The sequence below is a fragment of the Haloglomus litoreum genome, from assembly GCF_029338515.1.
Classification (GTDB): Archaea; Halobacteriota; Halobacteria; order Halobacteriales; family Haloarculaceae; genus Haloglomus; species Haloglomus litoreum.
Window position 1 is genome coordinate 2075822 of sequence record NZ_CP119988.1, and the last position, 25841, is coordinate 2101662.

The 25841-nt window shown below is 70.4% G+C and carries 33 protein-coding genes; 19 read left to right on the forward strand and 14 right to left on the reverse strand.

What is annotated here, in order from left to right; genetic code table 11:
- Positions 1–175: 175 nt before the first annotated feature.
- From P2T62_RS10255 to P2T62_RS10265, 3 genes are all read right to left on the reverse strand, one after another.
- Positions 176–514 carry a VOC family protein gene (locus P2T62_RS10255; RefSeq protein ID WP_276261300.1) on the reverse strand — a complete coding sequence of 113 codons (339 nt, stop codon included), beginning with the start codon at positions 512–514 and terminating at the stop codon, positions 176–178.
- Between the two features lie 66 nt (positions 515–580).
- Positions 581–1297, reverse strand: coding sequence for a cytochrome c biogenesis CcdA family protein (locus P2T62_RS10260; protein WP_276261301.1), 717 nt, complete (start codon positions 1295–1297; stop codon positions 581–583).
- The gene (locus P2T62_RS10265) at positions 1297–1818 is read right to left on the reverse strand and encodes a TlpA family protein disulfide reductase (RefSeq protein ID WP_276261302.1); all 522 of its coding nucleotides are present in this window, start codon (positions 1816–1818) and stop codon (positions 1297–1299) included. The genes P2T62_RS10260 and P2T62_RS10265 overlap by 1 nt, the downstream gene beginning before the upstream one ends.
- A 101-nt stretch (positions 1819–1919) precedes the next feature.
- On the opposite strand from P2T62_RS10265, the gene P2T62_RS10270 reads away from it, so the two are divergent.
- From P2T62_RS10270 to P2T62_RS10280, 3 genes are all read left to right on the forward strand, one after another.
- Positions 1920–3116, forward strand: a complete 1197-nt coding sequence (locus P2T62_RS10270) for a DUF3179 domain-containing protein (protein WP_276261303.1) — start codon at positions 1920–1922, stop codon at positions 3114–3116.
- Positions 3117–3267: 151 nt separating this feature from the next.
- Complete coding sequence (locus P2T62_RS10275) at positions 3268–4083, forward strand: DUF7537 family lipoprotein (RefSeq protein WP_276261304.1); 816 nt, start codon at positions 3268–3270, stop codon at positions 4081–4083.
- Positions 4084–4175: 92 nt separating this feature from the next.
- Positions 4176–5024, forward strand: a complete 849-nt coding sequence (locus tag P2T62_RS10280; RefSeq protein ID WP_276261305.1) for a DUF7537 family lipoprotein — start codon at positions 4176–4178, stop codon at positions 5022–5024.
- Positions 5025–5046: 22 nt separating this feature from the next.
- Here P2T62_RS10280 and P2T62_RS10285 read toward each other — a convergent pair whose 3' ends face one another.
- Positions 5047–6780, reverse strand: a complete 1734-nt coding sequence (locus tag P2T62_RS10285) for a potassium channel family protein (RefSeq protein ID WP_276261604.1) — start codon at positions 6778–6780, stop codon at positions 5047–5049.
- A gap of 155 nt (positions 6781–6935) precedes the next feature.
- Between P2T62_RS10285 and P2T62_RS10290 the strand changes: the two genes are divergently transcribed.
- Complete coding sequence (locus P2T62_RS10290) at positions 6936–7361, forward strand: SRPBCC family protein (protein ID WP_337250442.1); 426 nt, start codon at positions 6936–6938, stop codon at positions 7359–7361.
- Positions 7362–7538: 177 nt separating this feature from the next.
- Here the strand turns inward: P2T62_RS10290 and P2T62_RS10295 are convergent, their stop codons facing one another.
- From P2T62_RS10295 to P2T62_RS10310, 4 genes are all read right to left on the reverse strand, one after another.
- On the reverse strand, positions 7539–7790 hold the full coding sequence (locus P2T62_RS10295) for an HVO_2901 family zinc finger protein (protein ID WP_276261306.1): 252 nt from the start codon (positions 7788–7790) through the stop codon (positions 7539–7541).
- Positions 7791–7996: 206 nt separating this feature from the next.
- Positions 7997–8572 carry a flavin reductase family protein gene (locus P2T62_RS10300; RefSeq protein ID WP_276261307.1) on the reverse strand — a complete coding sequence of 192 codons (576 nt, stop codon included), beginning with the start codon at positions 8570–8572 and terminating at the stop codon, positions 7997–7999.
- Between the two features lie 59 nt (positions 8573–8631).
- The gene (locus P2T62_RS10305; protein WP_276261308.1) at positions 8632–9084 is read right to left on the reverse strand and encodes a DoxX family protein; all 453 of its coding nucleotides are present in this window, start codon (positions 9082–9084) and stop codon (positions 8632–8634) included.
- Between the two features lie 268 nt (positions 9085–9352).
- Positions 9353–10411, reverse strand: a complete 1059-nt coding sequence (locus P2T62_RS10310; protein ID WP_276261309.1) for a tyrosine--tRNA ligase — start codon at positions 10409–10411, stop codon at positions 9353–9355.
- A gap of 109 nt (positions 10412–10520) precedes the next feature.
- Here P2T62_RS10310 and P2T62_RS10315 point away from each other — a divergent pair, with 109 nt between their 5' ends.
- The 5 genes from P2T62_RS10315 (at position 10521) to P2T62_RS10335 (ending at position 13943) form a co-directional block, all read left to right on the forward strand.
- Entirely contained in the window at positions 10521–10982 is a 462-nt protein-coding gene (locus tag P2T62_RS10315) for a DUF3225 domain-containing protein (RefSeq protein ID WP_276261310.1), read from the forward strand.
- A complete protein-coding gene (locus tag P2T62_RS10320; RefSeq protein ID WP_276261311.1) occupies positions 10982–11209 on the forward strand; it encodes a hypothetical protein in 228 nt (75 codons plus the stop codon). The genes P2T62_RS10315 and P2T62_RS10320 overlap by 1 nt, the downstream gene beginning before the upstream one ends.
- Before the next feature lie 89 nt (positions 11210–11298).
- Entirely contained in the window at positions 11299–12288 is a 990-nt protein-coding gene (locus P2T62_RS10325) for a ring-cleaving dioxygenase (RefSeq protein ID WP_276261312.1), read from the forward strand.
- A gap of 90 nt (positions 12289–12378) precedes the next feature.
- On the forward strand, positions 12379–13545 hold the full coding sequence (locus P2T62_RS10330; RefSeq protein ID WP_276261313.1) for a thiolase C-terminal domain-containing protein: 1167 nt from the start codon (positions 12379–12381) through the stop codon (positions 13543–13545).
- Positions 13542–13943: a Zn-ribbon domain-containing OB-fold protein gene (locus P2T62_RS10335; protein WP_276261314.1), complete on the forward strand. Its 402-nt coding sequence runs from the start codon at positions 13542–13544 to the stop codon at positions 13941–13943. Before P2T62_RS10330 ends, P2T62_RS10335 begins: the two co-directional genes overlap by 4 nt.
- Before the next feature lie 15 nt (positions 13944–13958).
- Here P2T62_RS10335 and P2T62_RS10340 read toward each other — a convergent pair whose 3' ends face one another.
- A complete protein-coding gene (locus tag P2T62_RS10340; RefSeq protein ID WP_276261315.1) occupies positions 13959–14828 on the reverse strand; it encodes a mechanosensitive ion channel family protein in 870 nt (289 codons plus the stop codon).
- A 139-nt stretch (positions 14829–14967) separates the two neighbouring features.
- Between P2T62_RS10340 and P2T62_RS10345 the strand changes: the two genes are divergently transcribed.
- The gene (locus tag P2T62_RS10345) at positions 14968–15408 is read left to right on the forward strand and encodes a CDGSH iron-sulfur domain-containing protein (RefSeq protein WP_276261316.1); all 441 of its coding nucleotides are present in this window, start codon (positions 14968–14970) and stop codon (positions 15406–15408) included.
- 51 nt (positions 15409–15459) lie between these two features.
- Here P2T62_RS10345 and P2T62_RS10350 read toward each other — a convergent pair whose 3' ends face one another.
- The 3 genes from P2T62_RS10350 to P2T62_RS10360 form a co-directional block, all read right to left on the reverse strand.
- Positions 15460–16014, reverse strand: a complete 555-nt coding sequence (locus P2T62_RS10350; RefSeq protein ID WP_276261317.1) for an FAD-dependent oxidoreductase — start codon at positions 16012–16014, stop codon at positions 15460–15462.
- 152 nt (positions 16015–16166) lie between these two features.
- Positions 16167–16922, reverse strand: a complete 756-nt coding sequence (locus P2T62_RS10355; RefSeq protein ID WP_276261318.1) for a class I SAM-dependent methyltransferase — start codon at positions 16920–16922, stop codon at positions 16167–16169.
- Between the two features lie 61 nt (positions 16923–16983).
- Positions 16984–17247: a hypothetical protein gene (locus tag P2T62_RS10360; protein WP_276261319.1), complete on the reverse strand. Its 264-nt coding sequence runs from the start codon at positions 17245–17247 to the stop codon at positions 16984–16986.
- Positions 17248–17366: 119 nt separating this feature from the next.
- On the opposite strand from P2T62_RS10360, the gene P2T62_RS10365 reads away from it, so the two are divergent.
- The 6 genes from P2T62_RS10365 (at position 17367) to P2T62_RS10390 (ending at position 21890) form a co-directional block, all read left to right on the forward strand.
- Positions 17367–19868 carry a penicillin acylase family protein gene (locus tag P2T62_RS10365; protein WP_276261320.1) on the forward strand — a complete coding sequence of 834 codons (2502 nt, stop codon included), beginning with the start codon at positions 17367–17369 and terminating at the stop codon, positions 19866–19868.
- Positions 19865–20230, forward strand: a complete 366-nt coding sequence (locus P2T62_RS10370) for a hypothetical protein (protein ID WP_276261321.1) — start codon at positions 19865–19867, stop codon at positions 20228–20230. Before P2T62_RS10365 ends, P2T62_RS10370 begins: the two co-directional genes overlap by 4 nt.
- Positions 20231–20284: 54 nt before the next feature.
- Positions 20285–20431, forward strand: coding sequence for a hypothetical protein (locus tag P2T62_RS10375; protein WP_276261322.1), 147 nt, complete (start codon positions 20285–20287; stop codon positions 20429–20431).
- A gap of 95 nt (positions 20432–20526) precedes the next feature.
- A complete protein-coding gene (locus P2T62_RS10380; RefSeq protein WP_276261323.1) occupies positions 20527–21306 on the forward strand; it encodes an HAD-IIA family hydrolase in 780 nt (259 codons plus the stop codon).
- Between the two features lie 44 nt (positions 21307–21350).
- A complete protein-coding gene (locus P2T62_RS10385) occupies positions 21351–21497 on the forward strand; it encodes a hypothetical protein (RefSeq protein WP_276261324.1) in 147 nt (48 codons plus the stop codon).
- 177 nt (positions 21498–21674) lie between these two features.
- Positions 21675–21890, forward strand: a complete 216-nt coding sequence (locus P2T62_RS10390; RefSeq protein WP_276261325.1) for a hypothetical protein — start codon at positions 21675–21677, stop codon at positions 21888–21890.
- A gap of 18 nt (positions 21891–21908) precedes the next feature.
- Here the strand turns inward: P2T62_RS10390 and P2T62_RS10395 are convergent, their stop codons facing one another.
- Positions 21909–22271, reverse strand: a complete 363-nt coding sequence (locus P2T62_RS10395) for a winged helix-turn-helix transcriptional regulator (protein WP_276261326.1) — start codon at positions 22269–22271, stop codon at positions 21909–21911.
- A gap of 76 nt (positions 22272–22347) precedes the next feature.
- Between P2T62_RS10395 and merB the strand changes: the two genes are divergently transcribed.
- The 3 genes from merB to P2T62_RS10410 all read left to right on the forward strand — a co-directional run bounded on the left by merB (position 22348) and on the right by P2T62_RS10410 (position 24642).
- Positions 22348–23031 (forward strand): organomercurial lyase, encoded by a 684-nt coding sequence (merB, locus tag P2T62_RS10400; RefSeq protein WP_276261327.1) that lies wholly within the window; start codon positions 22348–22350, stop codon positions 23029–23031.
- A 57-nt stretch (positions 23032–23088) separates the two neighbouring features.
- Complete coding sequence (gene hisH, locus P2T62_RS10405) at positions 23089–23733, forward strand: imidazole glycerol phosphate synthase subunit HisH (protein WP_276261328.1); 645 nt, start codon at positions 23089–23091, stop codon at positions 23731–23733.
- Between the two features lie 78 nt (positions 23734–23811).
- Positions 23812–24642 (forward strand): AAC(3) family N-acetyltransferase, encoded by an 831-nt coding sequence (locus tag P2T62_RS10410; RefSeq protein WP_276261329.1) that lies wholly within the window; start codon positions 23812–23814, stop codon positions 24640–24642.
- 24 nt (positions 24643–24666) lie between these two features.
- Here the strand turns inward: P2T62_RS10410 and P2T62_RS10415 are convergent, their stop codons facing one another.
- The gene (locus tag P2T62_RS10415) at positions 24667–25776 is read right to left on the reverse strand and encodes an AI-2E family transporter (protein ID WP_276261330.1); all 1110 of its coding nucleotides are present in this window, start codon (positions 25774–25776) and stop codon (positions 24667–24669) included.
- Positions 25777–25841 lie beyond the last annotated feature (65 nt).

Genomic DNA, 25841 nt, shown 5'->3' on the forward strand with positions numbered 1-25841 from the left:
GGATGGTCGTCTGCCGCTGTCCCGGTGGCGCCTGGGGGTCCCACTGGTCGGACGGACCGATACCGGACAGCCCGACAAACAGACACGATATCTGACGAAAGTACACAATCTATGAAATAATCTATGTTTTAGGAGCTAATTGGGTTGGTACTGATGATATTTGTCCACTCTATTTTCAAGATTCGAAACACTGCACTTCGACGGTCCGCCCTTCCGGGTCACGCGCGAACACCTGGTAGATGCCGTAGGTCTCGTTGAAACGGGGTCCCTCCACGACCGCGTCCCCCAGTCGCTCCGCGTACTCGTCCACGGCGTCCCGGTCCGGAACGACCAGCGTCAGGATACCCTCCGTCTCGGCGGGCGACCGCTCACAGAACCCGAACCGGAAGCCGTCGAAGTCGAGGATGGTGCAGTCGGGCTGCTCGCGCCAGGTCCCGCAGCCCAGGTCGCGGTAGAACGCGACCGTCTCGTCGAATGCCTCGCTCCGGAAGAAGACGATGCCGCCGTGGTCCATGCGTGCCACCACGCGTGGCGAGGCCTTCGGTGTTCGCCCGAGGCGGGTTCGTACGTCCCCGACCACTCACACCAGCCCGAGCGCCCGCAACCCGCCGAGCCAGTCGAAGTCGAAGACGTAGAGGTAGATCTGTGCGAGGCCGGCGAACACCAGGAGCGCGCCGGCAAGACGCGAGACACGGCCGGTCTGTCCGGAGAGGCGACGGAGCAGGCCCGCACGCCCCACCGCCGCCAGGAGCGTCACCCCGACCATCATCACGGCCATCCCGAGCGCGTACGTCCCGAGGACGAGCACGGCGCCTGTCGGCCCGGACGCGAGCGCCACGAGCGCGAGCCCGACGAACACCGGGGCCGTGCAGCCGGCGGCCGCGACGGCGTAGACGACGCCGAACGCGACGTAGCTCCCCGCAGTCCGTCGCCGCTCGGGCAGCAGGACGTGCAGGTCCGGGAGGAGACCGACGAACAGCGCGCCGCCGAGTCCGACCAGCAGCGCGCCGACGACGGGCTCGAGGACCGCGATGTCGCGCAGCGCACGGGCCCCGAGGGCCGCCGCGATGCCCGCGAGGACACCGTAGACGAGGAAGAACCCCAGGCTCGCGAGGAGACCGACCAGGGCCGCACGGCCGAGCTTCCCCGCCCGAGAGCTCGGTGCGTCGTCGCCCGGCCCCCGGCCGAGGTAGAACGCGACGTAGCCAGGCAGGAGCGGGAACGCGCATGGCGCGAAGAAGGTCGCCATCCCGGCAGAGAACGCGAACGCCAGCCGGCCCGTCGAGACGGGCTCCATCAGGCCCCACCCGCGCCGGCCTCGCGGAGCTTCGCCTCGACGGTGTCGGCCGCGGCGAGGCCGACGTGGCGCCACACCTCGGTCCCGTCGGCGTCGAACACCAGCAGCGTCGGCATCCGTGTCACGCCGAACCGCTCGTTCGTGCGGAGTTCCGTGTCCTGCGCGACGGCCCAGGTCCCCTCGTACGCCGTCCAGAAGTCGCGAACGGCGGCCGTGTCGCTCTCGTTCGTGATGGACAGCATATGGACCGCGGGGAGGGCCTCCCGGACGGCCCGGAGTTCTCGCATCTGTGGCTTGCAGGGCGCACACCACGTCGCCCAGAAATCCAGCAGCGCCGGCTCGGCCGGCAGGACCGGCAGCTCCCCGCCCGGGGAGCCGGCCACGGCCAGCGTCTCCAGGGTGGCCCGGTCGCTGCCGGCGTCACCGCCACCGGCGCCGGCCCCACCCGAGTCCGAGACACAGCCGGCGCTCCCCACCGCGACGGTGGTCCCGACTGCGGCCAGGAAGCGGCGCCGTTGCATGGGAGACGGGATGTCGGCACCGTCCTAAACCCCGCCGCGAGTGTGAGCCGGTCACACACGAACCCGCCGCGGTCATACCCGGTTCGGCCCTCCGTCCGTCCATGTCCACACGCCGACGGTACCTCGCCGGCCTCGGGGTCGCAGCGAGCGGTGCGCTCGCCGGCTGCACCTCCGGAAGCAGGTTCGGTCGGGATTCGGACGGTGGCGACGTCGACCAGGGTGGGGGCCAGTCCCCCGGCGGGGACAGAACCACCGTGGCCGGGCGCAGCCTCCCGATCCCGCGGTCGGACCTGCAGCGCGGCGCCGCGACGGACGCCATCCCGGCCATCATCGACCCCGTCTTCGGCGAGGACTGGTCGGGCTACTCGTCCGACCTGTACGGCGAGTCCCGGCTCTCGGCCGACGACACCGTCGTCGGGATCGAGCGTGGCGGCGAGGCGCGGGCCTACCCGTTGAAGGTACTCAACTGGCACGAGATCGTCAACGATGCGTTCGATGGCCCGCTCCTGGTGACGTACTGCCCGCTCTGTGGCAGCGCGGTGACGGCCGTGCGGACGGTGAACGGGGAGGAGACGACCTTCGGCGTCTCGGGGCTGCTCTTCCGGAACGACCTCGTGATGTACGACGAGGCCACCGACAGCCTGTGGAGCCAGATCGCCGCGACGGCGATCAACGGCCCGGCGACCGGCACCACGCTCCAGCTGGTGCCGTCGTCGCTGACGACGTGGGGGGAGTGGCAGGCGTCCCATCCGGATTCGGTCGTGCTTCGGCCACCGCCCGAATCGGGCACGGTCCGCGAGGACGGTGGCGTCCGCAACTACGCGAAGGACCCGTACGCGGGCTACGCGGTCTCCAGTGCTATCGGCATCAGCGGTCGCCGGTTCCAGGACGACCGGCTCCACCCCAAGACGACGGTCGTCGGCGTCACGAACGGGCAGGAGGCGGTCGCCTACCCGCTACCCGCGGTCCAGCGGGCCGGCGTGGTGAACGACACCGTCGGAGACCTCCCGGTGGTGATGGCGGCGACGGAGGCGGGGACGCTGGTGGCGTACTCGCGGCGTGTCGAGGACGAGGCGCTGGTGTTCGGACGCGCCGACGCCGACCACCTCCGCGCCGGCGGCTCCCGCTGGCGACTCACCACCGGCGCGGCCGTCGACGGCCCCCACGAGGGGACGGTGCTGACGCAGGCGAACGACTCCTCGCCGATGTTCTTCTTCGCGTGGAGGGACTTCAACGACGAGACCACCGTCTACGGCGCCGAGGGCGTGGAGACGACGGAGAACTCGTCCGGGAGCTGACCGAGACGCCCACCACGGGGTGGCCCGGCCCGGTGATATCGGGTCGCAGTCTGATACCGCCGGTCGCGGTCCGGTCATCCCGCACCCGGCACCGCATGGCCGCGCAATACCGAGCCACAGGACTTTACTCGGGACCCGTGGACGTGCGGCCATGCGACGTCAGGCAGCGATTGTGGTGGTGGCTGCGCTGGTGCTCCTCTCGGGGTGTTCGCTCCTCGGGGGGCCGACACCGACGGGGACGGACGACCCGACATCGACGGCCACGGCGACGCCGAGGGCGACGGCGTCACCGACACCTGCGCCGTATCCGTCGGGGTACGCGGCCAGCGGCGTGACGAACGCGACGGCCGCCCGCCAGGGCCACGTCGAGGGGCTCCTCTCGGCCGCCAACTTCACGCTGGGGTACAACGCCACCGTTCGCACCGAGAACGGCACCTCCCGCATCACGCTCGTCCAGGCCGTCTCGCCGGCGGAGCCCCGTGCGGTCTCGGACACGCTCATCTCGGCGTCCGGGACCCGCGGGTCGGGCGCCGTCCGGCGGACCCGGTTCTACGCCAACGGCACCCAGTACCTCCGGGTCCAGCGCGGCGGCAACACGACCTACGGAACCATCGACGGGACCGTCCCGCCGGCCACGTTCGTCGGCCGCCAGTACGTCGACGCGGCGCTGACCAACGTCACCTACGACCGTGCCTCGCGGGTCGAGCGGTCGGGCGGGGCGTTCTTCCGGTTCACCGCGGACGACATCGAGGACCCGGGGGCGCTGCTCTCCTCGCGGGTCGCACCGGAGAACGTCACTGGCGGGAACGTGACGCTGGTCGTGAACGGTGACGGGGTCGTCCAGTCCGTGCGGTACCGGGCGACGGTCCAGCGGGACGGCCGGCCGGTCCGCTACGGCGTGGCCTTCGCCATCGCCGGCATCGACCGGACCCCCGTCCAGCGGCCGGAGTGGGCCCGGGAGGGATAGTGGCCGCGCTCGTCGTCCTGAACGCTCCTGCAGCCGGTCCACGGGGAATCGGCCGAAAGCAATAGGGACCCCCCGTCCATGGTCGGCGACGTATGAGACGCGCGCTGCCTGTGCTACTCCTCGCGGCACTCGTGCTGACAGCCGGCTGCTCGTTCCTCGGTGGTGGTGGGACCCCGACGGGAGCCGACACGCCGACCCCGACCGCGTCACCGACGACGACGGACTCCCCCACACCGACGGCCACGCCGACCCCGGATACCTCGCAGTCCTTCCCCGCGGGGTACGGCGAGTCGGGTGTCACCGACGCCGAGACGGCGCTCTCGAACCACGTCGACGGGCTGGCCGGTCACCAGTCGTTCATCGTCGAGATCAACGGCAGCGTCGCCGCCTCGAACGGCACGCGCGCGCTGCGCCAGCTCCAGTCGGTCGACATCGCCGACGACCGGGCACTCATCGCCGTCAACGGGACGAGCGGCGTGGAGCGGACCTCCTACTTCGGCGACGGCAAGCGCTACGTCCGCCTCGACCCGCCGGGCGAGAACAACACCCGCTACAACGTCACCAACGCCACGCTCGAACCCCGTGGCTTCACCGGAAGCGGGTTCCTCGCCCCGGTCCTCACGAACGCCAGCTACGGCGAGGCGAACGTCACGGAGACGGCCAACGGCACCTTCTACAGCTACACCGCGACGTCGGTCGACCGGTCGGCGTTCCGGGCGCTGCTCGGCCCGTCGGTGGACCCGGAGAACGTGACCCGGTTCGACGCCGGCATCGTCGTCGACGAGGAGGGCATCGTCCGGCGGATGGGCTACCAGGCGGTCGTCGACCGCGGTGACGAGCAGGTGGTCGTGCGTATCGACCTGCGGACGTACGCCATCGACGAGGTCGACATCTCGCCGCCGCCGTGGCTCGACGAGGCACGGCAGACGGACTCGTCGTAGCCCCAACCCTCACGTCCGCCGACTACGTGCTCTCGACGAGGTTGTTGAAGCGGTTGACGTCCTCGTCCGTCCCGGCGACGAAGAGGTCGTCGCCCGGCTCGACGACGAACTCCGGACCGATGTCCGAGTGGAACTCCGCGCCGCGCTCGACCGCGATGACGGTCACACCCGTCCGGGCGCGGACGTCCGCCTCCCCCAGCGACCTGCCCGCGAGGTCGCCGCAGTCGACGCGGACGATCTCGACCTGCTGGTCGAAGGAGATGATGTCCTCCTCGAGGATGGTCGAGGCGAGCATCCGGCCCGCGACGGTGGCGACCGCGAGCACGTAGTCGGCGCCGGCCTGGTACAGCTTCCGCACCGACCCGGTCGCGTCGGCCCGGGCGATGATCTCCACGTCCGGGTACAGCTCACGGACGACCAGCGTGGCGAACACCGCCGTCGTGTCGCTGGAGACCGTGAGGATGACCGTGCCGGCGTTGCCGGCGTCGGCGGCCTCGAACGTCTCGGCCTCGGTCACGTCCCCGACGATATCGACGCCCGGCTTGTCCAGACGGTCGACGACCGTCACGGGGACATCGGCGTCGAGGCCGTCCAGGACGGTCGTTCCGACCTCGTCGAAGCCCGCCAGGACCACCCGGGAGCCGGCCGTCCCGAGGCCCCGGGCCTCCGACAGCGTGAGGCTCTTCAGGCGCTCGAGGGTCTCCTCGCGGCCGGCCGCGACGAGGATGGTCTGGCCGTCGATGCGGGCGTCCGGCGGCGGCGGCGAGACGAACTCGCCGCGGAACCACGCCCCGATGATGTTGGCGCCGGTCCGCTCGCGGATGGCGCTCTCGGCGACCGTGACGCCCGCGAGTTCGGAGCCGCTCTGCACCGGTAGCTCGACGATGTCGAAGTCCGCGCCCTCGTCGAGCTGGACGGAGCCGTCCAGCTCCGGTCGGACGCCGGCCGATACCTTCCGCGCGATGGACTCGCCGATGAGATGCCGGGGCGAGAACACGTCGTCCGCGCCCGCGTAGCGGTGGTAGTCGGCGAGGTCGTGGTCCTCGACGAACGTGACGACCTGCGGCCGCCGGGACGCGTCGGCACGTGCGGGCTGGCCGTCCTCGGGGCCGTGGTCGTGACCGTCGAGGTCGCCGGCCGCCAGCGCGATGGAGGCGTTCGCCTCGTCGCCCACGTCCGCGACGACGGCGTGGGCCTCATCGGCGTTTGCGGCCCGGAGCGTCTGCGTCAGCTTCGGGTCGCCGTGGATGACCGGCACGTCCGTCTCGGTGTACAGCTCGTTGGCCGCGGCCCGGTCGGGCTCGATGACGACGTACGCGCGGTCCCGGGCGTCGAGCTCGTCGATGAGGGCCTCGCCGCGCGAGGAGAACCCCGCCAGCACCACGTGGTCGGAGATGTCGGTGACGGCGGTCGGTGCGGTCTGCGAGAGGCGCTCTTCGACCCAGGGGGCCAGGAAGACGGGGAGCGCGAGGAAGATGAGCGAGACGCCGGTGAGCTGCATCGAGATGACGAGCAGCTGGACCGGCGTCGTCGTCCAGAGCCGGGCGTCCTCGCCGTAGCCGGTCGTGGTGAACGACTCGACGACCGTCAGCATCGCCTTGGTGAACGAGACGGTCCGGCCCTCGAAGAACGAGAGCGCCGCCTGGTAGACCACCGCGTAGAGCACGGCGATGGCGACCAGCGCCGCCAGGTAGAGGACGATGCGGCGGCGATGGCGCTCGGCGTTCGAGTCCCCCCGGTCGCCGTAGGCGAACATGGCCAGGTCCCGCGGGTCCATATCCGACCGAACTCCGGGCGGCCGGATAACGATGTTCGTTCCCGGGCCGGGTGCGGGGCGCTCCGCTCCGGCCCCCCGCCGCATCCGGCGCCGGGGACGGCGGGTTGATGTCGTTCCCGCCACTCCGTTCGACCGTGACACGTCGGACCGAGACCCGCCTCGAACGGACCCCGGACGGCCGCCGGCTCGTGGTGGCGCGCCCGATGCGTGCCTCGCGTGACGCCGTCTGGCGAGCCTTCCGGGACACCCGCCGGTGGCCGGACTGGGGCCCCTCGGTCCGCGCGGTCGACTGCCGGGACCGCTACGTGCGCGCCGGATCAACCGGCCACGTCACGACGGTCGGCGGCCTCAGGGTCCCGTTCGCGGTCACGACCTGCACGGATGGCCGGTGGACCTGGGACGTGGCCGGACTGCCGGCGACCGGGCACCGCGTCACCGGGACCGACCCGGCCGTGGCGGCGTTCGAGGTCCCGCTCGTGGCCGCGCCCTACGCCACCGTCTGCCGCCGGGCACTCCCGCGCCTCGACCGGGTCGCGCTGGCGGACGCGAGGGCGGATTGATGAGTCGTGGGGATCAGGATTATCGCTTAATTGTCCAATTACGATAGATGTGTCGAATATAGTATGCGAAAGGTCGGAGTCCTATAGAAAGTTAGAATATTACTCGAAAACAAGCGATTCAGGTCGCAGGGAGGGGTCTGCAGGAGCCGCGGCTGGCTGGTCGTCGTTCGGGACTGGTTATCGGGGGGAGGAAGCGGAGGTCACGGAGAAGTCGTCGGCGCGATAGAGGTCCTCGCCGAGGCCGGAGCCGTCGCAGTCGTCGTTCGGGCATCGATAGTGCCAGCCGTCCCGTGTGGCTCGCCGCTCGGATACCTTCTCGCCGCACTCCTGGCAGACCAGCTGCGAGGCGGCATCGCATGTGTCCTTGTGGAGCTCGAGTTCGAGTTCCGTGCTGAAGGTCCGCTTGCAGTTCCTGCAGACGTGCGTCATGGGAGAACCTCCAGATGCCTCCGTAATATGTGTGGTGCTTTCCATGTCCGGGGTTCAAGTACGCCAGGCGTCCGACGAAGCGGCGTGGATGTCCGTGTTACGGTGTGTCAACGGGTTCTGGGCTCCGTCGGCACGACCGAGTGGGGGACGGAATCGGGCTCCCTCGCACGGTTCTCACGGGATATAATCAACTGTCCGACAGGATATCAGTCGGGGCGCTCGAGGGTCAGCCGGTCGCGCGTGGTGCAGTAGCCGTCGGCCGCGAGCCGGCCGAGGGCGTCGAACTTCTCGGTGTTCATCTTCCCCTCGGTGAGGAGTGCCTCGTCGGCGTGGAAGCGAACGACCCGACCGAGCGTCGCAGTGTTCGAGCCCAGCTCCAGCGTCTCGTGGAGTCGACACTCGAACGAGACCGGCGCCTCGGCGACGCGCGGGGCGTCCACCTCGCTCGACGGGGTGGCCGTCACGCCACCGAGGTCGAACTCGTCCTCGTCGGTCGTCGCCGCCGTCGCCACCATCGCCTCCGCGAGGTCCATCGACACGAGGTTGACGACGAACGAGCCCGTCTCCCGCGCGTTCCGGAGCGTGTCCTTCTGGCTGCCGTCGCGCTGTTTCCCCGGCGCGAACGCGAGGATCGGGGGGGCGACGCACATCACGTTGAAGAAGGAGTACGGGGCGAGGTTCCGTCCGGCCGGGCCGTCGGTGGACACCCACGCGATGGGTCGCGGGACGACGGCGCCGCTCAGCCAGCGGTACATCGACTCCGTCTCGGGATCGAATTCCATGCACTCGGCAGGGGTGACGGGCGGAAAACGCTGCGGGTCGGTCGCCGCGCGGGCCCCGTTCAGACGAGACCCAGGTCGACCGCGTACGGCCACGGGAGCGACGCCAGGCCGAGGAAGGCGAGGGCCGCACCGGCCAGCGAGACGTTCTTCAGGAACTGGGTCATCTCGGTCTGCTGTTGCTGGGGGTCCTCGACGCTCCAGAAGTCGTGCATCAGGACGGCGGACGCGAGCAGGAACAGCGCCAGTGCGCCGGCACCGAGTACGACGAACGCGCCCGTGATGATGGCGAGGCCGCCGAGGACCAGCATCACGCCCGTCGCGACGACCGAGAGCTTCGGCGCGGGCGCGCCCTGCATCTCGGCGTACCCGGCCATGTCCTCGACGTTCGTGAAGTGGTTGAGTCCCATGAACGCCAGGACGCCACCGAACAGGAGCCGCGCGAGGAGGAAGACCTCCCCGGAGCCGGGCGATCCGAACAGGGGCGGCCCGGCCTGCAGGAGGAGGCCGGTCATCGGTGGCCCCCCGTCGATTCCGGTTCCAATACGTTACCAACTTCCGGTTCGCGTGCAGCTTCCATTGCGTTACCACGTTGACCGGACGGATACTTATCTCCTCGCTGACATCGGTGTGACCGGGTAACGGGCACTGCTCCCGGGTTACGAATGCGTTACCGGACGCGGGCCGACGGGAATGGGGGCCCGCACCGGTGGTCTCCGGGCGGGCCGGTAGTCGGGCTGGACGCGGGAGACAGGAAGGGGGTTGCTCGACGGGCGGGCCGGTTCAGCCCCAGTGGTCGGGGTAGGCCTCGGCCAGCACCTCGGGTCGTTCGAGCAGGCGCTCCCGCACGGGTTCGACGACCTCGTCGATGTAGTGGGCGACGGCCGGTTTGAGGTCGGCCGGGTGGAGTTCGCCGGAGACGAAGTCGGCCTCCAGGTCGTCGTAGGAGCCGTACTCCAGGTCGCCGCCGTACTCCTCGGGGCGCTCGACGACCAGGTCCTCGCCGCGCACGCCGAGGACGGGGAAGACGAGCCGGTGGAGGTACTCGAGGACGCCGTTGTCCTCGACCTCACCTGCCGGGCAGTAGGCGGCCTGGACCTTCTCCTCGATGGCCTCGCGGTCGTCGGTGAGGAAGATGCCCGAGGAGCGGTCGCTGCTGGAGATCTTGTCGGCCTCGCCCTCGTCGTCCGAGCGGGTCAGTCCCGAGAGGAGCGGGGCGAACACGCAGCGGGGCTTGCTGAAGCCGTGCTGGGGGAGGACCTCGCGTGCGAGCATGTAGATGCCGCGCTGGTCGATGCCGCCGTAGGCGATGTCGGCCTCCAGGGCGGCCACGTCCAGGCTCTGCATCAGCGTGTAGACCAGCCCCCCGAGCTTGGGGTTGTCGGACTGCCGGACGACCTCGCTGCCCGCGCGCTGGGCGCGCGAGATGGTCGTGTTCGCGAGCATCCGGTAGAGCTCCAGCGTGTACGGCTCCTCGAGCTGGTAGTCCGTGCCCCGCGTGAAGGTGATGGCGTCGGGGTCGGCGCCGGCCGACTCGACCATCCCCTCGATGGCGAGGCGGTAGTAGGTGGAGCGGGCGTCGAGCAGTTCGAACGGGGACTTCTCGTCGTCGAGGTGGGCGTGCAGGTCCGCGATGAGGACCGTCACGTCCAGCCCGGCCTCGATGAAGTCCGCGAGCTTGCGCATCGTCGTGAAGTGCCCGATGTGCATCTCCCCGGTCGGCGCGTAGCCGATGTACGCCGTCGGTTCGTCCTGCTCCTCGAAGAGGTCGTGCAGCTCCTCCTCGGTCACCACCTCCTCGGTGTGGCGGGCCACCAGTTCGGCGCGTTCGGCCGTGTCCATACGCCACGGTCCGGGGGGCGGCGATTAAATGGTTCGAAGGCCCGGCAGAGGTTCGCTCCCGGTTGGAGCGTTCCAGTAACCGTAAGACCAAGCGGTTGCTCCTTCCGGTATGGACGACGGGACCGCCACGGATGCCCCGGTCGCCCCCGCAGACCCGCCCGCGGGGAGCGCGGCCGGGACCGTCCGCGCGTACTACGAGACGCTCCGCGACGGCGAGCCCCTCTACCCGTACTTCGCCGACTCGCCCGCGACCGTGAAGTTCGGCGTCGGCGAGCGCCTGACCGGGTACGAGGCCGTCGTGGCCGGGCTCCGCGAGCAGACCCGCACCACGGACGACTGGCAGGTCGACTCCGAGTGCCTCGTCGTCGAGGGCCAGGACTGCCACGCCTGGTTCTCGGACGACGTGTTCATGGCGTGGACCGACACGGAGCAGCGTGTCCGCCACGAGTTCGACACGCGCTGGTCCGGGACGATGGAGCGGAACACGGATACGGGCGACTCGGACGGGACGGACGCCCCGGCGTGGCTGTTCACCGGGATGCACGTCAGCACGAGCGTGGAGGGTCGGTAGTGGTCGGTCCCGTCTCCGACGAGGAGCGCTCGGACGCCGCGTTCAAGATCAAGGTCGCCATCGTCGCCTTCGTCGGCCTGTCGGCGGGCCTCATCACGCTCCAGGGCGACGGTCCGCTCTGGATGAGCGGGCTCGCCGTCCTCGCGGGTGTGCTCACGGGCCTGCTGCTCGTCTACATCGTCTTCCCCGGCGATGGCTCGGTCCGGTCCAGCCGGGACCGACGCTAGCCGGTCGCGGGGGCGGACGGGGGTCCGCGTCCCCCGGTGACATCGGTGTCAGCGCGCATTGAAGTCGCTCAGTCGCGTATCGACGGGCAATGGCAGACACCACCCCGACACCGGGCATCCACCACGTGACCTGCATCGCCGGCGACCCGCAGCGCAACCTCGACTTCTGGGTCGAGACCCTCGGTCTCCGGCTGGTGAAGCGCTCCATCAACCAGGACGACCCCGGGACGTACCACTTCTTCTTCGCCGACGCGGAGGGGACCCCGGGCACGAGCATGACGTTCTTCCCCTGGGAGGGGATGGGCCGCGGCAAGGTCGGCTCCGGGCAGGTCTCCCGGACGGCGTTCCGCGTCCCCGAGGGCAGCCTCGACTACTGGGAGGAACGCTTCGACGAGTACGGCGTCGCGTACGACGAGCGGGTGGAACGGTTCGGTGAGACGGTCCTTCCCTTCGAGGACCCGGACGGCCTCCCCGTCGAACTCGTCGCGGTCGAGATCCCCGAGGACGACCCGACGGTCCCGTGGACCGAGTGGGTCCCGGCCGAGCACGCAATCCGGGGGTTCCACTCGGTGACGCTGTGGCTGGCCGACCCGGAGCCGACGGTCGAGGTGCTGGAGACGATGGGGCTGGAGCGCGTGGCAACCGAGCAGGCCCAGGGTGACACGCCGGGCGACGAGCGGATCCGCTTCGCCGCGAGCGGCCCCGTCGGGACGTACGTCGACGTCCTCCCGACGGTCCAGAGCGGCCGGCAGGGCCACGGCACCGTCCACCACGTCGCGTTCCAGACGCCGACCGACGCCGACCAGCAGGCGATGCGCAAGGCCGTCCGGACGCTGGGACAGCGGCCGACCCGCCCCATCGACCGTCACTGGTTCCGGTCGGTCTACTTCCGCGAACCGGGTGGGGTGCTGTTCGAACTCGCGACGAAGGAGCCGGGGTACACCGCCGACGAACCGCTCGAGGACCTGGGGGGACGGCTCGTGCTCCCGGGAGAGTTCGAGGACCGGCGCGAGGAGATCGAGGCCGGCCTGACCGACATCCGGGTTCCGCGGGCGGAGCCCGCCGAGGCGGACGACTGAGCGCGGTCGGGCGGTCCCTCCGGAGCCGACCATCCGGGTCGTGAACGGACCGGGGTACTCTTCTGGCGTGCCACCCAGAGCCGTGCGTAGATGGCACGAGCAAGCGTAGTCGGCGCCGGCATGACCAAGTTCGGCGTCCACGACACGCCGTTGCAGGAACTGTTCGGCGAGGCGGCCTTCGAGGCGTTCGACGACGCCGGGGTCGGCCCTGACGAGGTCGAGGCGCTCTACTTCGGGAACGCGATGGGGGGCCAGACGGAGAACGTCACGCACCTGGGACCGCAGTGTGCGAGCCACGTGGGGCTGGCGGGCAAGCCCGTCCAGCGGTTCGAGGACGCGTGCGCCACCTCCGCGAACGCGTTCAAGAACGCCGTCGAGGCGGTCGAATCGGGTCGGCACGACGTGGTGCTGGCGGGTGGCGTCGAGCGATGTACGCCGGAGACCGGCAAGGACACCGACGAGATGACGCGTATCTTCGCGTCGGCCTCGCACCGCCAGTACGAACAGCCCACGGGCCTGACGTTCCCCGGCGTGTTCGCGCTCCTGACGAAGCGACATATGCACGAGCACGGGACGACCGAGGAGCAGCTCGCCCACGTCGCGGTCAAGAACCACGGCCACGGGTCGCTCAACCCGAAGGCTCACTTCGGGAAGGAGACGACCGTCGAGGAGGCCCTCGACGGCCCCATCGTCGCGGACCCGTTCCGGCTGATGGACTGCTGTCCGTTCTCGGACGGCGCGAGCGCGGTCGTCGTCGTCAGCGACGACCTCGCGGACTCGTTCGATCGGCCCGTCGACGTGACCGGCGTCGGCCACGCCACGGACATCGTCCCGCTGGCTGACAAGGAGACGCCCCACGTCACGAAGGCGGCGCGCGACGCGGCCTCGGAAGCGTACGAGCAGGCGGGCGTCTCGGCCGACGACGTTGACTTCGCGGAGGTCCACGACTGCTTCACGGGTGCCGAGGTGCTCGCGAGCGAGGCGGTCGGCCTCGTCGAGGACGGCCAGGGCGGCGTCGCCGCGGCCGAGGGTCGCACCCGGCGCGACGGCGACATCCCCATCAACGCCTCGGGCGGCCTGAAGGCGAAGGGCCACCCCATCGGGGCGACCGGGGTCGCCCAGATCGTCGAGCTGGCCGAGCAGGTCCGCGGCGAGGCCGGCGAGCACCAGCTCGACGGCGTCTCCCGTGGCGTGGCGCACAACCTCGGCGGCGACGCCGCGACGACCGTCGTCTCGGTCATGGAGGCCCGGGCATGAGCGCACAGGACACCGAGGACGTCGAACGCCCGGCGACGCTGGGCTACCACGACTGGGCCGCGGCCGTCCGCGAGGGGCGGCTCCTGGGCCAGGCGTGCGAGGAGTGCGGCCACGTGAGCGGCGTCCCGAGCGGCGCCTGCCAGGAGTGCGGTGCCCGCGACCTGACGACCGTCGAACTCCCGACCGAGGGGACCGTCTACTCGGAGACGACCATCAACGTCCCGCCGGAGCAGTTCGAGGAGCGCGGCTACCAGGTGGCGGTCGTCGACCTGGGTGACGCACGGGGGATGGTCCGCATCGAGGGCGACCACGTCGACATCGGTGACGAGGTGGCGCTCTCGGGGGTCATCGACACGGACGACGACCACCCGGCGCCGACCTTCGAGCCCGCCGAGTAGGCCATCGGGGGCGGCTCACTCCGGCCGCTCGACGGCGACCGATCCGGAGAGCTCGCGTCCGGCGGCGGGCGCGAGCGTGAGGTCCTCCTCGTCGAACCGAAGCTTCACCTCCCGCCGGAAGTCGGAGCGGATGTCGGCCACTTCCACACGGGCCGGTTCGTCGACCCACAGCTCGGCCCGGACGGTGATGCTGTCCGGGCCGAGGTCGACGATGCGAGCGTTCGGCGCGGGCTCCTCGACCACGCGGTCGAAGTTGGCGGCGATCTGCTGGAGCTCCATCAGCGCGTGCTCCGTGTCCTCCGCGTACGAGACGAACGCCCGCTCGGTGATGCGGTAGTTGTCGCGACCGAACGGCCGGGTGAGCGCGTTCGTCGTCAACTCCGTGTTCGGGACGGTGATGGTCTCGTTGTCGGGTGTCCGGATGCGGGTGACTCGGAAGTCGACGGCCTCGACGACACCCTCGCCGCCCGACCAGGAGATGAAGTCCCCGACGTTGAAGTCGGGGTCCGCGACCAGGAAGAAGCCGCTGATGAGCGAGCCGAACACCTCCTGGCCGGCGACGCTGAAGGCGAACGCCAGCGCGCCGATGATGATGGCCGAGTCGGTCCCCAGCAGGAACCGGAGCTGCCCGGCCGCCACCAGCCCTGCCAGGAGTGCGATGCCGATCAGCAGCACCTGCACGTAGGTCTCGGTGGCCGTGACGAGCGTGGGGTTGTTCCGGTTACGTCCTCGGACCACCCGGAGGACGAACGGGACGACGAGCAGGCGGCCGAGCGCGTAGACGAGCGCCACGGCGACGAGGAACGCGAGGAGTTCCGAGAGGAACTGGCTGTACGGCGCGAGGGGGTCCGGGAACCCGCCCGGGGGCTGGAGCTGCGCGAACATGGCCGGGCGCACTCGCGGCGTCGTGAAAACGTGGCTGGTCTGACCGGGGCCGGCACCCCCGACGATGCCCGCTCCAAGAGGGTTCGACGGGCCGACCGGTGCCGGACCGGTTTTGGTCCCACGCGGCGTGGGCAGGGCCATGGCCCGCGAGGTCGAGCACGACGCCGACGGTCCGTACGTCCTCACGACCGGGGACATCGACCCGGACCACGGTGACATCGCCGTCTGCCGGTGTGGACTCTCCCCGGAGTTCCCGTTCTGCGACGGCTCGCATCGCGCGACGCTGGACGAGGACCCCGATACCGTCTACCGGTATCCCGAGGGCCCCGGTGGCGAACGCCGGATCATCACCGGCACCGGGGACCGGGACGGCGGCGACGGGACCGACTGGGCGACGACCGAGGGGGAGGTCGTGGCCATCCACGAGGAACGCGGGCCCCGCATCGTCGACACGGAGGAACTCGCGGACGCGGGGGGCCGGCTGGAACTCGCGCTGTCGGACCTGGCGACCGAGGTGGTCGACGACACGGGTCAGGACGGGTGCAGGACGGACGACGAGTGCGGGACGGACGACGGGTGACCGAGGGGCGGCGGCTGACCGGGAGCGAGCCGTGACGCCACGTGGGGGGCCCTACTCCGCGTCGGCGGGCGTGTCGAAGTCGTGGAAGTGCTCGCCCTTCTCCTTCGAGAGGATGTTGAGTGCGGCGGCGGCGCCGTCGCCGGCCGAGATGATCGCCTGCCACTCCTCCTCGCGGACCATCGCCCCCGTGGCGTACACGTCCGCGTGGCTCGTCTCCATCGTCACGTCCACGTCGACCACGTCGCCGTCGAAGTCGAGCCCGAGGTCCTCGGCGAGGCCGCGCTTCGTCCCGGTCGCCAGCACCACGTAGTCGACGTCGTGGTCGCCGTCCTCGGTCGAGAGCGTGAACCCGTCGTCGGTCGCCTCGACACCGGTGACCTCCGTCCCCTGGTGCCGCTCGACGCCGAACCCGTCGACCTGGTCCCGGGCCGACTCCAGGAACTCGGTCCCGTCCTCGGACTCGATGCCGAGGTAGTTGAACAGGTGGGCCTTGTGCAGCCAGGTCCCGTCCGTGTCAAAGACGTGCGTCTCGAGTCCGTTCTTGGCCGTGAATAGTGCAGCACTCAGGCCGGCGGCACCGCCGCCGACGATTCCTACGGTCGTCATCGGACCCGGATACGACCCTGACGCTGAAAAATCCACGCCGCGGAAGGGACCCAACTCACGAGTATAGTCGGATAAGGTATGGTTCTTGTAGGATGTTGTCGAGATTATCTGGTAACTACCCATCTCAGACACGAAGCCACGCCGTTACCGCATCACTCCCGTACCGCCACCAGCCGGAGTCGGCGGTAGTCCAGCGTCCACGCCTCGCCGTCGAACCGCTCGTCCCGGAGTCGGTCGGCGGTGGCCGCCGCGACCGTCTCGCGGTCCGGCAGGTCCCCGAACAGCGGGTCGCCGAACTGGGCGAGCCACGACGAGAGCCCGTCCGCGCCGTCCAGCTCGGTCGGCCGGTCGAACAGCGACGCACGGTGGACCTCGAACCCGGCCCGCTCCAGACGGGGCGTGTACTCGCCGACCGACGGGAAGTACCAGGGGTCGACGGGGTCGTGGCCGTGCTCGCGCCGGGCCAGGTTGGCGGCCCGGACGACGCCCGCGACGTTGCCCGTGCCGCCGAGCTCGGCGACGAACCGCCCGCCCGGGCGGAGCGCGCGGGCGACCGCTGCGAGGGTACGGTCCTGGTCGGACGCCGGGACCCAGTGCAGGGCCGCGTTCGAGAGCGCGCCGTCGGCCCCGGTCACCGGGAGCGAGCGGAGGTCCCCGCGGACGAACCGCGGGTCGTCGTGGCGGGCACGTGCCCGGGCCACCATCGACGCCGAGCGGTCCACGCCGACAGCCCGGCCCCCGGCGCCGACCCGCTCGGCCAGCGTCGCGGTCAGGTCGCCCGTGCCACAGCCGAGGTCGAGGACGCGCTCCCCGGGTGCGGGGTCCAGCAGGTCGACGAGCGGCGTCCCGTATGCCGCCACGAACGATTGATCGCTGTCGTACCGGCCGGCGTCCCAGTCGCTGGTCACGTGGGCGACGAGGGCCGGCGCCAGGTTGAGCCTGCCGGCTGCGTGTGGAGGACTCTCTGAGTCAGGCCGTGCCGCGGGCGTGGGCGTCCGCGACGAGTTTGTACAGCAGCCCGATGGTCCCGCCGTAGACGAGGACGGTCCCGACGGCGAGGAACAGGACCCGGAGGATGTCGGCCAGCAGGAACAGGTTGCTCCCGCGGCCGAACCGGAACGCCTGGACCCCGAGACCGAGACAGAGCGTGCCGACGATGACGACGGCGTAGAGGAGGGCCATCTCGCGACTGACGACGTACCGCAGCGCCTCTCGGGCGGTGACGACTGCCATGCGCCACCTGCCGCGGCCGAGGTGTTAAATGCACGCACAGCTCCGTGGGAGTTACGCCAGGTGGGTGTGGGAACCGGACACGCGAACACTTATTCGGGAGCCGACCGCCGTCCGGCAGTATGGTATCCGATCTCGGGGGAGCGGTCGCCTCGGTTCTCGCGCTCGCCCTGCTGGTCTCCGCGGCGGTCGGTGGCGGCTCGTTCGTCACGCTGTCGGCCCCGGCGTCGGGCGAGGCGTGGGGGTCCTCCTACGGCGCGAACGGCGGCTCGCTCGCCTCGTCGGCCGCCGACCTCGGCGGCCCGCGGCAGGTGGAGAACCCGTACGGCGAGGCGACGGTCCGGTTCGACTCGGACGGCGTCCCGCACATCTCGGCCTCGAACGAGCGGGCGCTCGCGTTCGCGGTGGGCTACGTGCAGGCGCGCGACCGACTGTTCCAGATGGACCTCCAGCGCCGGCTGATGGAGGGGAACCTCTCGGCGGCGTTCGGCGCTCGGGCGGTCGAGTCCGACCGGTTCCACCGCCAGATGGGCTTCGACGCAGCCGCGAACGCCTCCTGGCGGCGCATCCAGGACACCGAGACCGGCGAGGGCGTCCGGGCCTACACCGCCGGCGTCAACCGCTACATCGATACCCGGGAGCCGTCGTTCGAGTTCCGGGCGAACGGCTACGAGCCCACGCGCTGGACCCCACAGGACACCCTCATCGTCGGGAAGCTCATCGCCTGGCAGCTCACCGGCGACTTCCGTGACCTGGAGGGGCGCAGCATCCGCCGGGCGTTCCCCGACCGTCGCGAGGCGGTCGCCGAGCTGTACCCGGACCAGCTCGCCCACGACGACGCCATCGTCGACGGATCGGTGGGCGGCCAGCGCAACGACCTCGGCGAGCCGCGTCCGGACCTCGTCGAGGGCGTCGACACGGGTGGGATGCAGGGGCTCTACGAGGAGCTCCGGCCGTACCAGTCCTCGCCGGGACTGGGGTCGAACTCCTGGGTCGTCGGCGGGCAGTACACCGAGGACGGGAGTCCCATCGTCGCCAACGACCCGCACCTCGGGCTGAACGTCCCGCCCGTCTGGTACGAACAGCACCTCCGCGTGCGTGGCGAGGGCGGCGCGGACGCGATGGACGTTCGCGGCGTGGCGTTCCCCGGCGTCCCGACGGTCGTCATCGGGGCCAACGACGACATCGCGTGGGGCTTCACCAACGTCGGGGCCGACCAGGTCGACCTCTACCGCTACGAGCGCCCCTCCCCGACCACGTACCGCTACCAGGGCGAGGTCCGCGAGTTCGAGACCCACAACGAGACCATCCCCGTCATGGACGGGCGCGACCGGACCGTGCGCATCCGCCGGACGGTCCACGGGCCCTTCCTCACCAGACAGACGGCCGGAGGCGAGGTCGGTGTGGCCGTCTCGTGGGTCGGGCTCGGTGACACCCGGGAGTCCCAGGCCATCTTCCGCCTGAACAAGGCCGAGAGCCTCGACGAGGTCCGGGAGGTGATGCGGCGGTTCGACTCGCCGACCCAGAACTTCGTCGCGGCCGACATCCGTGACGGCGGGACGTACTTCCGCATCACCGGGCGCTACCCGGTCCGGACCGTGAACGGGCGGAGCGTCGAGGGCGACCGGGTCTTCAACGGCACCGCTGCGCGGATGGAGTGGCCCGGCTTCGAGCCGTACGGCCGGACGAACTGGACGGCGTTCCACGATTACGACGAGGTGCCGGAGGTGCGGAACCCGGGCTACCTCGCGACCGCGAACCAGCGGACCATGGACGACCCGCCGTTCTACATCGCCCACAGCCCGCGCTACGCGGACCCGTACCGCGGCGAGCGCATCTACGAACTGCTGGAGCAGCGCGCCGAATCCGACCGGCCCATCACGCCGGCGTACATGCGGCGGGTCCAGCAGGACGTCCGCAGCGAGGCCGCCGAGGACTTCGTGCCCATCATCCAGGACTCCACCGGACGGATGGACGCCAGCACCCGCGCCGCAGCCGATGAATTCGACGGCTGGGACTACAACATGACCGCGGACTCGCGCCCGGCGCTGCTGTACGCGCTCTGGCTCGACCACTACCGGAACGCCACCTTCGGTGACGAGTTCCGCTCGCGTGGGCTCGACGAGTCGTACTTCCCGAAGGACTACACGCTGAGCCAGCTCCCGCCTAGCTCGCGCTGGTTCGACGACGTCCGAACGGACCGGCGCGAGCGTCGTGCCGACATCGCCGCCCGGGCGCTCCGGCAGGCCGTCGCCGAGGCCGAGCGCGAGGGCTGGGAGACCTACGGCGACTACAACCGACTCGACCAGGACCACCCGTTCCCGCTCGCGTTCCTGGACTACCCCGAACGCGAGATGGACGGTTCGCCGTACACGGTCAACAACTTCCGCTCGCAGCGGTCGACGCAGGCGGGCTCCTCGTGGCGGATGGTCGTCACCGAGGGCGAGTCGTTCGGAATCATCCCCGGCGGCCAGTCGGCCAACCCGTTCTCACCGCACTACCACAGCCAGCTGGACGAGTGGGCGACGGGCGGGTACAAGCCGATGCCGCGCGAGCCCTCGGGCGACCGGGAGCTCGTCTTCGTCCGGGGCGACGGCGCCGACCAGGGAGGTGATGGCTCGTGAGCTACCTGACGCCCGCGGCGCTGACGGACCTCCGGCGGCGCCGAGAGGACGAACTCGCGCTGGGCGCGTTCACGCTGGGGCTCGTGGCGGTGCTGGTCGCGACGCTCGTCCCCGCCGTCCCGCCCGGAGCCGGCCTCGTCGTCGGCGGTCTGCTCGCCGGCCTCGCCGCTGACTCGCTCTGGCGGGCGCTCCAGTTCGGCTGCTACTTCGGTGGCCTCGTCCTCGTCGTCTGGGGGGTCGCACTCGTCCTGTTCGGCGTCCTCGGCGCGGTCGCGGCCGCGACACCCCTGTCGCTGCTGGCGCTCGTGCTGGGATTCGCACTCCCGGCGCTGGCGGCCGTCGCGGTTCGTGGGCTGGTCTGAGACCGGGGGTGGACCACGCGAACCTTCTTCCCAGTCGCTGTCGGAGACTCGGCGATGACAGACGTCGACGGCGGATACGCGGCTGTGGGGGCAGCACTCGGCATCCTGTTCGGCCTCCTCCTGGGCGGGCCCGTCGGCGTCGTCCTCGGAGCGCTCCTCGGTGGGCTTATCGGGTGGTACGTCGAGCGGGAAGCCAGGTAGTCGGGCGGCCCCAGCGCGGGACGGGCGCTTCCCGCCACGTCGGCGGCCCCTGCCGGAACCATCAGCTTCCTCCCACGTCGAGTCGAGGGCTCCGTATGAACTTCGAGGGTGTCGTCCTCGACCTCGACGGAACGGTCTACCGCGGCGGCGAACCGACACCGGGCGCGCCGGAGGTCATCGGTCGGCTCCGCGAGCGGGGCTGCCAGCTCCTCTTCTGCTCGAACAATCCGACGAAGGGCCGCGCGGCGTACGTCGACCGGCTCGCCGGCATGGGCATCGAGGCCACCGTCGACGAGGTGCTGTCGGCCGGTACCGTCACCACGCAGTACCTCCGGGAGCACCACGGCGAGGACCTGCTGTACGTCATCGGTTCGTCGGGGCTCCGCGAGCAGTTCGCCGACGCCGACCTCCGGACGACCAACGATCCGGAGGCCGGCGAGGTGTTGGTCGTCTCGTTCTACCGCGGGTTCGATTACGACACCCTGACCGAGGCCTACTACGCGGGCCGGGACGGCGTCCCGTTCGTCGGGAGTGACCCGGACGTGGTCATCCCCACCGAGGAGGGCATGGTCCCGGGCTCGGGGGCCATCATCGGGGCGGTCGCGGGCATCCTCGAACGCGACCCCGACCACGTGCTGGGCAAGCCCTCCCCCGAGGCCGTCGAGATGGCGACCGACGCGCTGGGCGTCCCGCCGAACCGCTGTCTGATGGTCGGCGACCGCCTCGACACCGACATCGCGTTCGGCGAGCGCGCCGGGATGACGACGGCGCTCGTCCGCACCGGCGTCAACGACGACGCCGACGTGGCCGAGAGCGACGTGACGCCGGACCACGTGCTGGACTCCATCGCCGACGTGGAGCGGCTGTTCGACTGACCGCGGAAACGCTTATCCCCGGGGGCGATGCACGGACAGGTGATATGAGCGAGACGCGCCCCCCCGACCACCGGGACGAGTCGATCGACGAGGCCCACGTTCGAGACGACGAGTGCATCCGGGGCTGCTGTGCCGGACTCCGGGACGGCTACGCCGAGGCGTGGACCGAGGCCGAACGGCGCCGCGACTGAATCCAGCGCCGCCCTCGAATTCTCGATTCTATCCGCCACACTCGTATTATCGAAGATATTCGATGTCTATGAGCCACGCTCGCGGAGGGAAATAGAGTAAGGGTAGGTATGCGGAGATTACACCAGTTGTTCGACTCCCGCACCAGGATTAATGGCTCGTGGGTCCTCGGACCAGCCGTGTCGGACCGCCCAGCGACGGACGCGCTGTCGCTCGCGCTCGCCGACCGGTGGCGCAACCTCTCGGCGCTCGTGGTCGCGGTCGCGGCCATCGCGTTCGCCGTCGCCATCGACACCCGCATCGCGTACTACGGGGCCGGCCTGACGGTCTTCGCGGTGTGGATGGCCTGGTTCGTGCTTGTCGCCATCGACTGGCTCCGGGTCGCGGACTTCTGAGGCGACCCCGGATGTTGGTCAGGCCTCCCCCTCCCGCTCCTGCGCCCACTCCAGCAGCGGCTCCAGGAGCCGCTGTAGCTCCCGCCCCTCCGCCGTGAGCCGGTACTCGACGCGCGGGGGGATCTCGTCGTACTGCTCACGGTCGAGGAGGCCGGCCCCGGTCAGGTCGTCGAGGCGGGTCGACAGCGTGGAACTGCTGACCTCACCGAACGACTGCTCGATCTCCCCGTACCGGACCGGTTCGAGCGCCCCGACCACGCAGACCACCTCCATGGCGTATCTCCGGCTCAGGAGGTCCATCACGCCCCCGAGCGGGCAGTAGCAGCGGGCGTCCTCGGGCAGTTCGGGCGGCCCATCGGTCGCGGTGGTGTTCTCCGTCATGGGTTCGAATCGTCGAAGCTGGTCCAACGCTTCGGACTCGACAGTACAAATGCTTCGGTTATCAAAGTTTGATCAGATGTCGGACCAGACAACTGCCTGTTGCGACCAGTGTGGTACCGAGCCGACGAACACCGATACGGCGAACGCGGAGGGGGCGGCACCCACGGACGCGTCGACGGCGGAGCGCGACGCGCGCTGGCTCGACGGGGACGCCGTCCTGACCGGGCCGATTCCGGCGGACCTGGCCGCGACGGCGACGGGGTTCTACGACGCGGGGCCGGTCGAGACCCTCGGCGACTTCGCCGACGTGACGCGCGCGGCGGCCGGCGGCACGGTCGATGTCACCGACCTCTGCCACGTGGACGGCGAGACGCCCCATCGCGCCACCACCGGGAGCGGGACCTACCACTTCCAGTGCTTCTACGACGGTATCGCGCTGGCGCGGCTCCGCTCCGAGGCCGTCGACCTGCGGACGGAGAGCCCATCCGGGCAGGCCATCGAGATGCACGTGGCCAGCGATGGGACGGTCGACGTGACGCCCTCGACGGCCGTGATGTCGTTCGGTATCGCGCCCGATGCGGCCGCCACGGAGGGTGGCCCCACACCCGAGGACGTGTACGGGGCGGTCTGCCCGTGGGTGAAGGCCTTCCCGTCGCGGGACGCGTACGAGGGCTGGGCCGAGGCAACGGACGCGCCGACCGTCGGCCTCCCGCTGACCGAGGGGACGCCCATCGCGGCGGCGCTGGTCGCCGGGGAGTGACGGCGCGATACTGCCCGGACGGCAACCCCTAAATCCGCCCCCGCCTCACTGTCGCTCGTGCAGGTCACCATCATCGACTACGGGGTCGGCAACCTGCGGAGCCTCCAGCGCGGCCTGGAGCGGGCCGACGCGACGGTGACGATCTCGGACGACCCGGACGAGATCGCCGCCAGCGACGCCCTCGTCCTCCCGGGCGTCGGCGCGTTCGGCGAGTGCGTCCGCAACCTGGAGCCGTTCGCCGACGTGGTCGTCGACGCCGCCGAGGACACGCCGGTTCTCGGCATCTGCGTCGGCTTCCAGCTCATGTTCACGGAGTCCACGGAGGGCGCGCCCGAGGGCGAGACCATCGACGGGCTCGACCTCATCCCCGGGCGCGTCGAGCGCCTCCCCAGCGACGAGGTGAAGGTCCCCCACATGGGGTGGAACGAACTCACCATCGAGCGCGACCACCCCATCGTCGACGGAATCGACGACGGCGACTACGCCTACTTCGTCCACTCGTACGGCTCGGAGGTCGCCGACCACACCGTCGCCTCCTGTGACTACGGTTTCGACTTCGCCGCGGTCGCCGCCACCGAGGCGGGCAACGTCATGGGGACGCAGTTCCACCCCGAGAAGTCCGGCGACACCGGGCTGCGGATCCTGAAGAACTTCGTGAACTTCGCCGAGAACTGGAACGACGCGCAGGTCACCGCCGACTGACACCCTTCTACCGACCTCCGTGGCCGATCCGCCTCGGCGACCTGAACACTCAAGCCCCGGGCGACGGCAGACGGGGGCATGGGAGAGCAGGCGGCCCTCGAACGCGTCGCGGAGCCGGTCACGGTCGATTCGCTCGTGGCGGAGCTTCGCGACCTGGGTGTCGAGGCCGGTGAGACGCTGCTGGTCCACTCCTCGCTGAGCGCGCTGGGGTGGGTCGCCGGGGACGCACAGGCCGTCGTCGACGCCCTCCGCCGGGCGGTCACCGAGGAGGGAACGCTGGTGATGCCGACCCACACGCCACAGTACACCGACCCCGCCGACTGGTCGAATCCCCCGGTACCGGACGACTGGATCGAGACCATCCGCCGCGAGCGACCGGCCTACCACCCCCGGCGGACCCCGACGCGCGGGATGGGCGCCATCCCGGAGTGCTTCCGTGCGTACCCCGACGTCCGCAGGAGTGCCCACCCCATCTTCTCGTTCGCCGCCTGGGGGGCAGGCGCCGCGGCCGTCGTCGGCGACCACGGGTTCGCGTACGGCATGGGCGAGGGGTCGCCACTCGCCCGGGTCTACGAGCGCGACGGGGACGTGCTCCTGCTCGGGGTGGGCCACGACGTGAACACGTCGCTCCACCTCGCGGAGTACCGCGCCGACATCGGCGCGGCCGGGGTGACCCGCGAGGCTCCGGTCCTGCGCGACGGCGAGCGCGTGGTCGAGACCTTCGAGGACATCGAGACCTCCACAGGGGACTTCGCCACCGTCGGCGGGGCCTTCGAGGACCAGCGGCCCGAGGCGGTCACCCGGGACACGGTGGGGGCGGCCGGCGCGCGACTGGTCGACCAGCCGTCGCTCGTCGACTTCGCGGTGGACTGGTTCGAGCGGCACCGAACGGGCGACGGCGGGAACTGAGGGTGCTGCCCGAGCGGGCGACGGTCAGCGGAAGTGGTCGAGCCGCAACTGGTCGCGGTGGATGCCACCCTCCTCCTCCTCGGGGGTGGCACCCAGCAACCGCGGGAGCGCGGTGTCGGCGAACGTGAGCGCCACGACCAGGACGATGGGTGCGAAGAACAGCCCGTAGAACCCGAGCACGACGGGTCCGAGGGTGTACGCCAGCATCAGCAGTCCGACGTGGGTGGTCTCGCCGCTGAGCAGCGGACGGAGGATGATGTCCGGGACGGTGTCCACGACGACCACGGTGAGGATCAGGAAGATGACGATGTAGATGAGGAAGGCGTTGTTCGCCCCGAGGACGATGCCGGCCGCGGCGATGGCGGTGAGCGGCAGATAGACGATCTTCATGCCGACGACGGGGATGAGGCTCGCGATACCCGTGAGCGCACCCGCGAGCGCCGGGTACGGGATGTTCGCGGGGGCCGGCGCCCAGGCGTTGTAGCCGTGGTAGACGGCGATGGCGATGAGCGAGGTGGCGATGACGTTCAGCAGGTTGCCGAACAGCACCGCCTCCAGCTCCGCGTCGACGGCCTCCAGGTACTCCCGGATGATGGCATCGTCGTCGAACCGGAGCAGCCACTCCCGGATGCGGTGGCCGTCGACGAGCAGGTAGTAGAGGACGATGACGACGATGAACAGGTTGAGGAAGAAGCTGGAGACGAGTTCGGTGAGGAACGTGGCGTTGCTCTCCGCGAAGGTGATGAACCCGTCGAGCTGCCCGGACTGGTAGGCACGGTAGAGCCCCTGGATGGATAGTTCCGGCAGCTGGTCGACGCCGCCGAACCAGTCGAACCGATCCGATACCACGTCGATGATGCCGTACTCCTCGATGAACCGCCGCGCCTCCACGATGAGCAGGACCATCGTGTAGCTGATGAGCAGGATGAGGGGGATGGCCAGCGAGGCGAGCACCACCACCGCCCGCACCCGGGCGGGGAGCCGGAGTCGGCCGAGGAACTTGTAGTACCGCCGCGTCGAGTAGTAGAGGAACACCGACACGGTCAGCGCCGCCACGAACCTGACGGCGAGGTACCCCACGATGACGGCGACTGCGAGACCGAAGAGGGCGACCGCGAACCGCTTCTCGTTCATACCGGCACGTATCTCGACCCCGGAATAAGCTATCCGGTCACCGGGAATCCGTGCGGCCCATGCCC

Coding starts and splice junctions, on each gene's coding strand:
- P2T62_RS10255 (WP_276261300.1), bottom strand. CDS start 514: ATGGACCACGGCGGCATCGTCTTCTTCCGGAGCGAGGCATTCGACGAG.
- P2T62_RS10260 (WP_276261301.1), bottom strand. CDS start 1,297: ATGGAGCCCGTCTCGACGGGCCGGCTGGCGTTCGCGTTCTCTGCCGGG.
- P2T62_RS10265 (WP_276261302.1), bottom strand. CDS start 1,818: ATGCAACGGCGCCGCTTCCTGGCCGCAGTCGGGACCACCGTCGCGGTG.
- P2T62_RS10270 (WP_276261303.1), top strand. CDS start 1,920: ATGTCCACACGCCGACGGTACCTCGCCGGCCTCGGGGTCGCAGCGAGC.
- P2T62_RS10275 (WP_276261304.1), top strand. CDS start 3,268: ATGCGACGTCAGGCAGCGATTGTGGTGGTGGCTGCGCTGGTGCTCCTC.
- P2T62_RS10280 (WP_276261305.1), top strand. CDS start 4,176: ATGAGACGCGCGCTGCCTGTGCTACTCCTCGCGGCACTCGTGCTGACA.
- P2T62_RS10285 (WP_276261604.1), bottom strand. CDS start 6,780: ATGTTCGCCTACGGCGACCGGGGGGACTCGAACGCCGAGCGCCATCGC.
- P2T62_RS10295 (WP_276261306.1), bottom strand. CDS start 7,790: ATGACGCACGTCTGCAGGAACTGCAAGCGGACCTTCAGCACGGAACTC.
- P2T62_RS10300 (WP_276261307.1), bottom strand. CDS start 8,572: ATGGAATTCGATCCCGAGACGGAGTCGATGTACCGCTGGCTGAGCGGC.
- P2T62_RS10305 (WP_276261308.1), bottom strand. CDS start 9,084: ATGACCGGCCTCCTCCTGCAGGCCGGGCCGCCCCTGTTCGGATCGCCC.
- P2T62_RS10310 (WP_276261309.1), bottom strand. CDS start 10,411: ATGGACACGGCCGAACGCGCCGAACTGGTGGCCCGCCACACCGAGGAG.
- P2T62_RS10315 (WP_276261310.1), top strand. CDS start 10,521: ATGGACGACGGGACCGCCACGGATGCCCCGGTCGCCCCCGCAGACCCG.
- P2T62_RS10325 (WP_276261312.1), top strand. CDS start 11,299: ATGGCAGACACCACCCCGACACCGGGCATCCACCACGTGACCTGCATC.
- P2T62_RS10330 (WP_276261313.1), top strand. CDS start 12,379: ATGGCACGAGCAAGCGTAGTCGGCGCCGGCATGACCAAGTTCGGCGTC.
- P2T62_RS10335 (WP_276261314.1), top strand. CDS start 13,542: ATGAGCGCACAGGACACCGAGGACGTCGAACGCCCGGCGACGCTGGGC.
- P2T62_RS10340 (WP_276261315.1), bottom strand. CDS start 14,828: ATGTTCGCGCAGCTCCAGCCCCCGGGCGGGTTCCCGGACCCCCTCGCG.
- P2T62_RS10345 (WP_276261316.1), top strand. CDS start 14,968: ATGGCCCGCGAGGTCGAGCACGACGCCGACGGTCCGTACGTCCTCACG.
- P2T62_RS10350 (WP_276261317.1), bottom strand. CDS start 16,014: ATGACGACCGTAGGAATCGTCGGCGGCGGTGCCGCCGGCCTGAGTGCT.
- P2T62_RS10360 (WP_276261319.1), bottom strand. CDS start 17,247: ATGGCAGTCGTCACCGCCCGAGAGGCGCTGCGGTACGTCGTCAGTCGC.
- P2T62_RS10365 (WP_276261320.1), top strand. CDS start 17,367: ATGGTATCCGATCTCGGGGGAGCGGTCGCCTCGGTTCTCGCGCTCGCC.
- P2T62_RS10375 (WP_276261322.1), top strand. CDS start 20,285: ATGACAGACGTCGACGGCGGATACGCGGCTGTGGGGGCAGCACTCGGC.
- P2T62_RS10380 (WP_276261323.1), top strand. CDS start 20,527: ATGAACTTCGAGGGTGTCGTCCTCGACCTCGACGGAACGGTCTACCGC.
- P2T62_RS10385 (WP_276261324.1), top strand. CDS start 21,351: ATGAGCGAGACGCGCCCCCCCGACCACCGGGACGAGTCGATCGACGAG.
- P2T62_RS10395 (WP_276261326.1), bottom strand. CDS start 22,271: ATGACGGAGAACACCACCGCGACCGATGGGCCGCCCGAACTGCCCGAG.
- merB (WP_276261327.1), top strand. CDS start 22,348: ATGTCGGACCAGACAACTGCCTGTTGCGACCAGTGTGGTACCGAGCCG.
- P2T62_RS10410 (WP_276261329.1), top strand. CDS start 23,812: ATGGGAGAGCAGGCGGCCCTCGAACGCGTCGCGGAGCCGGTCACGGTC.
- P2T62_RS10415 (WP_276261330.1), bottom strand. CDS start 25,776: ATGAACGAGAAGCGGTTCGCGGTCGCCCTCTTCGGTCTCGCAGTCGCC.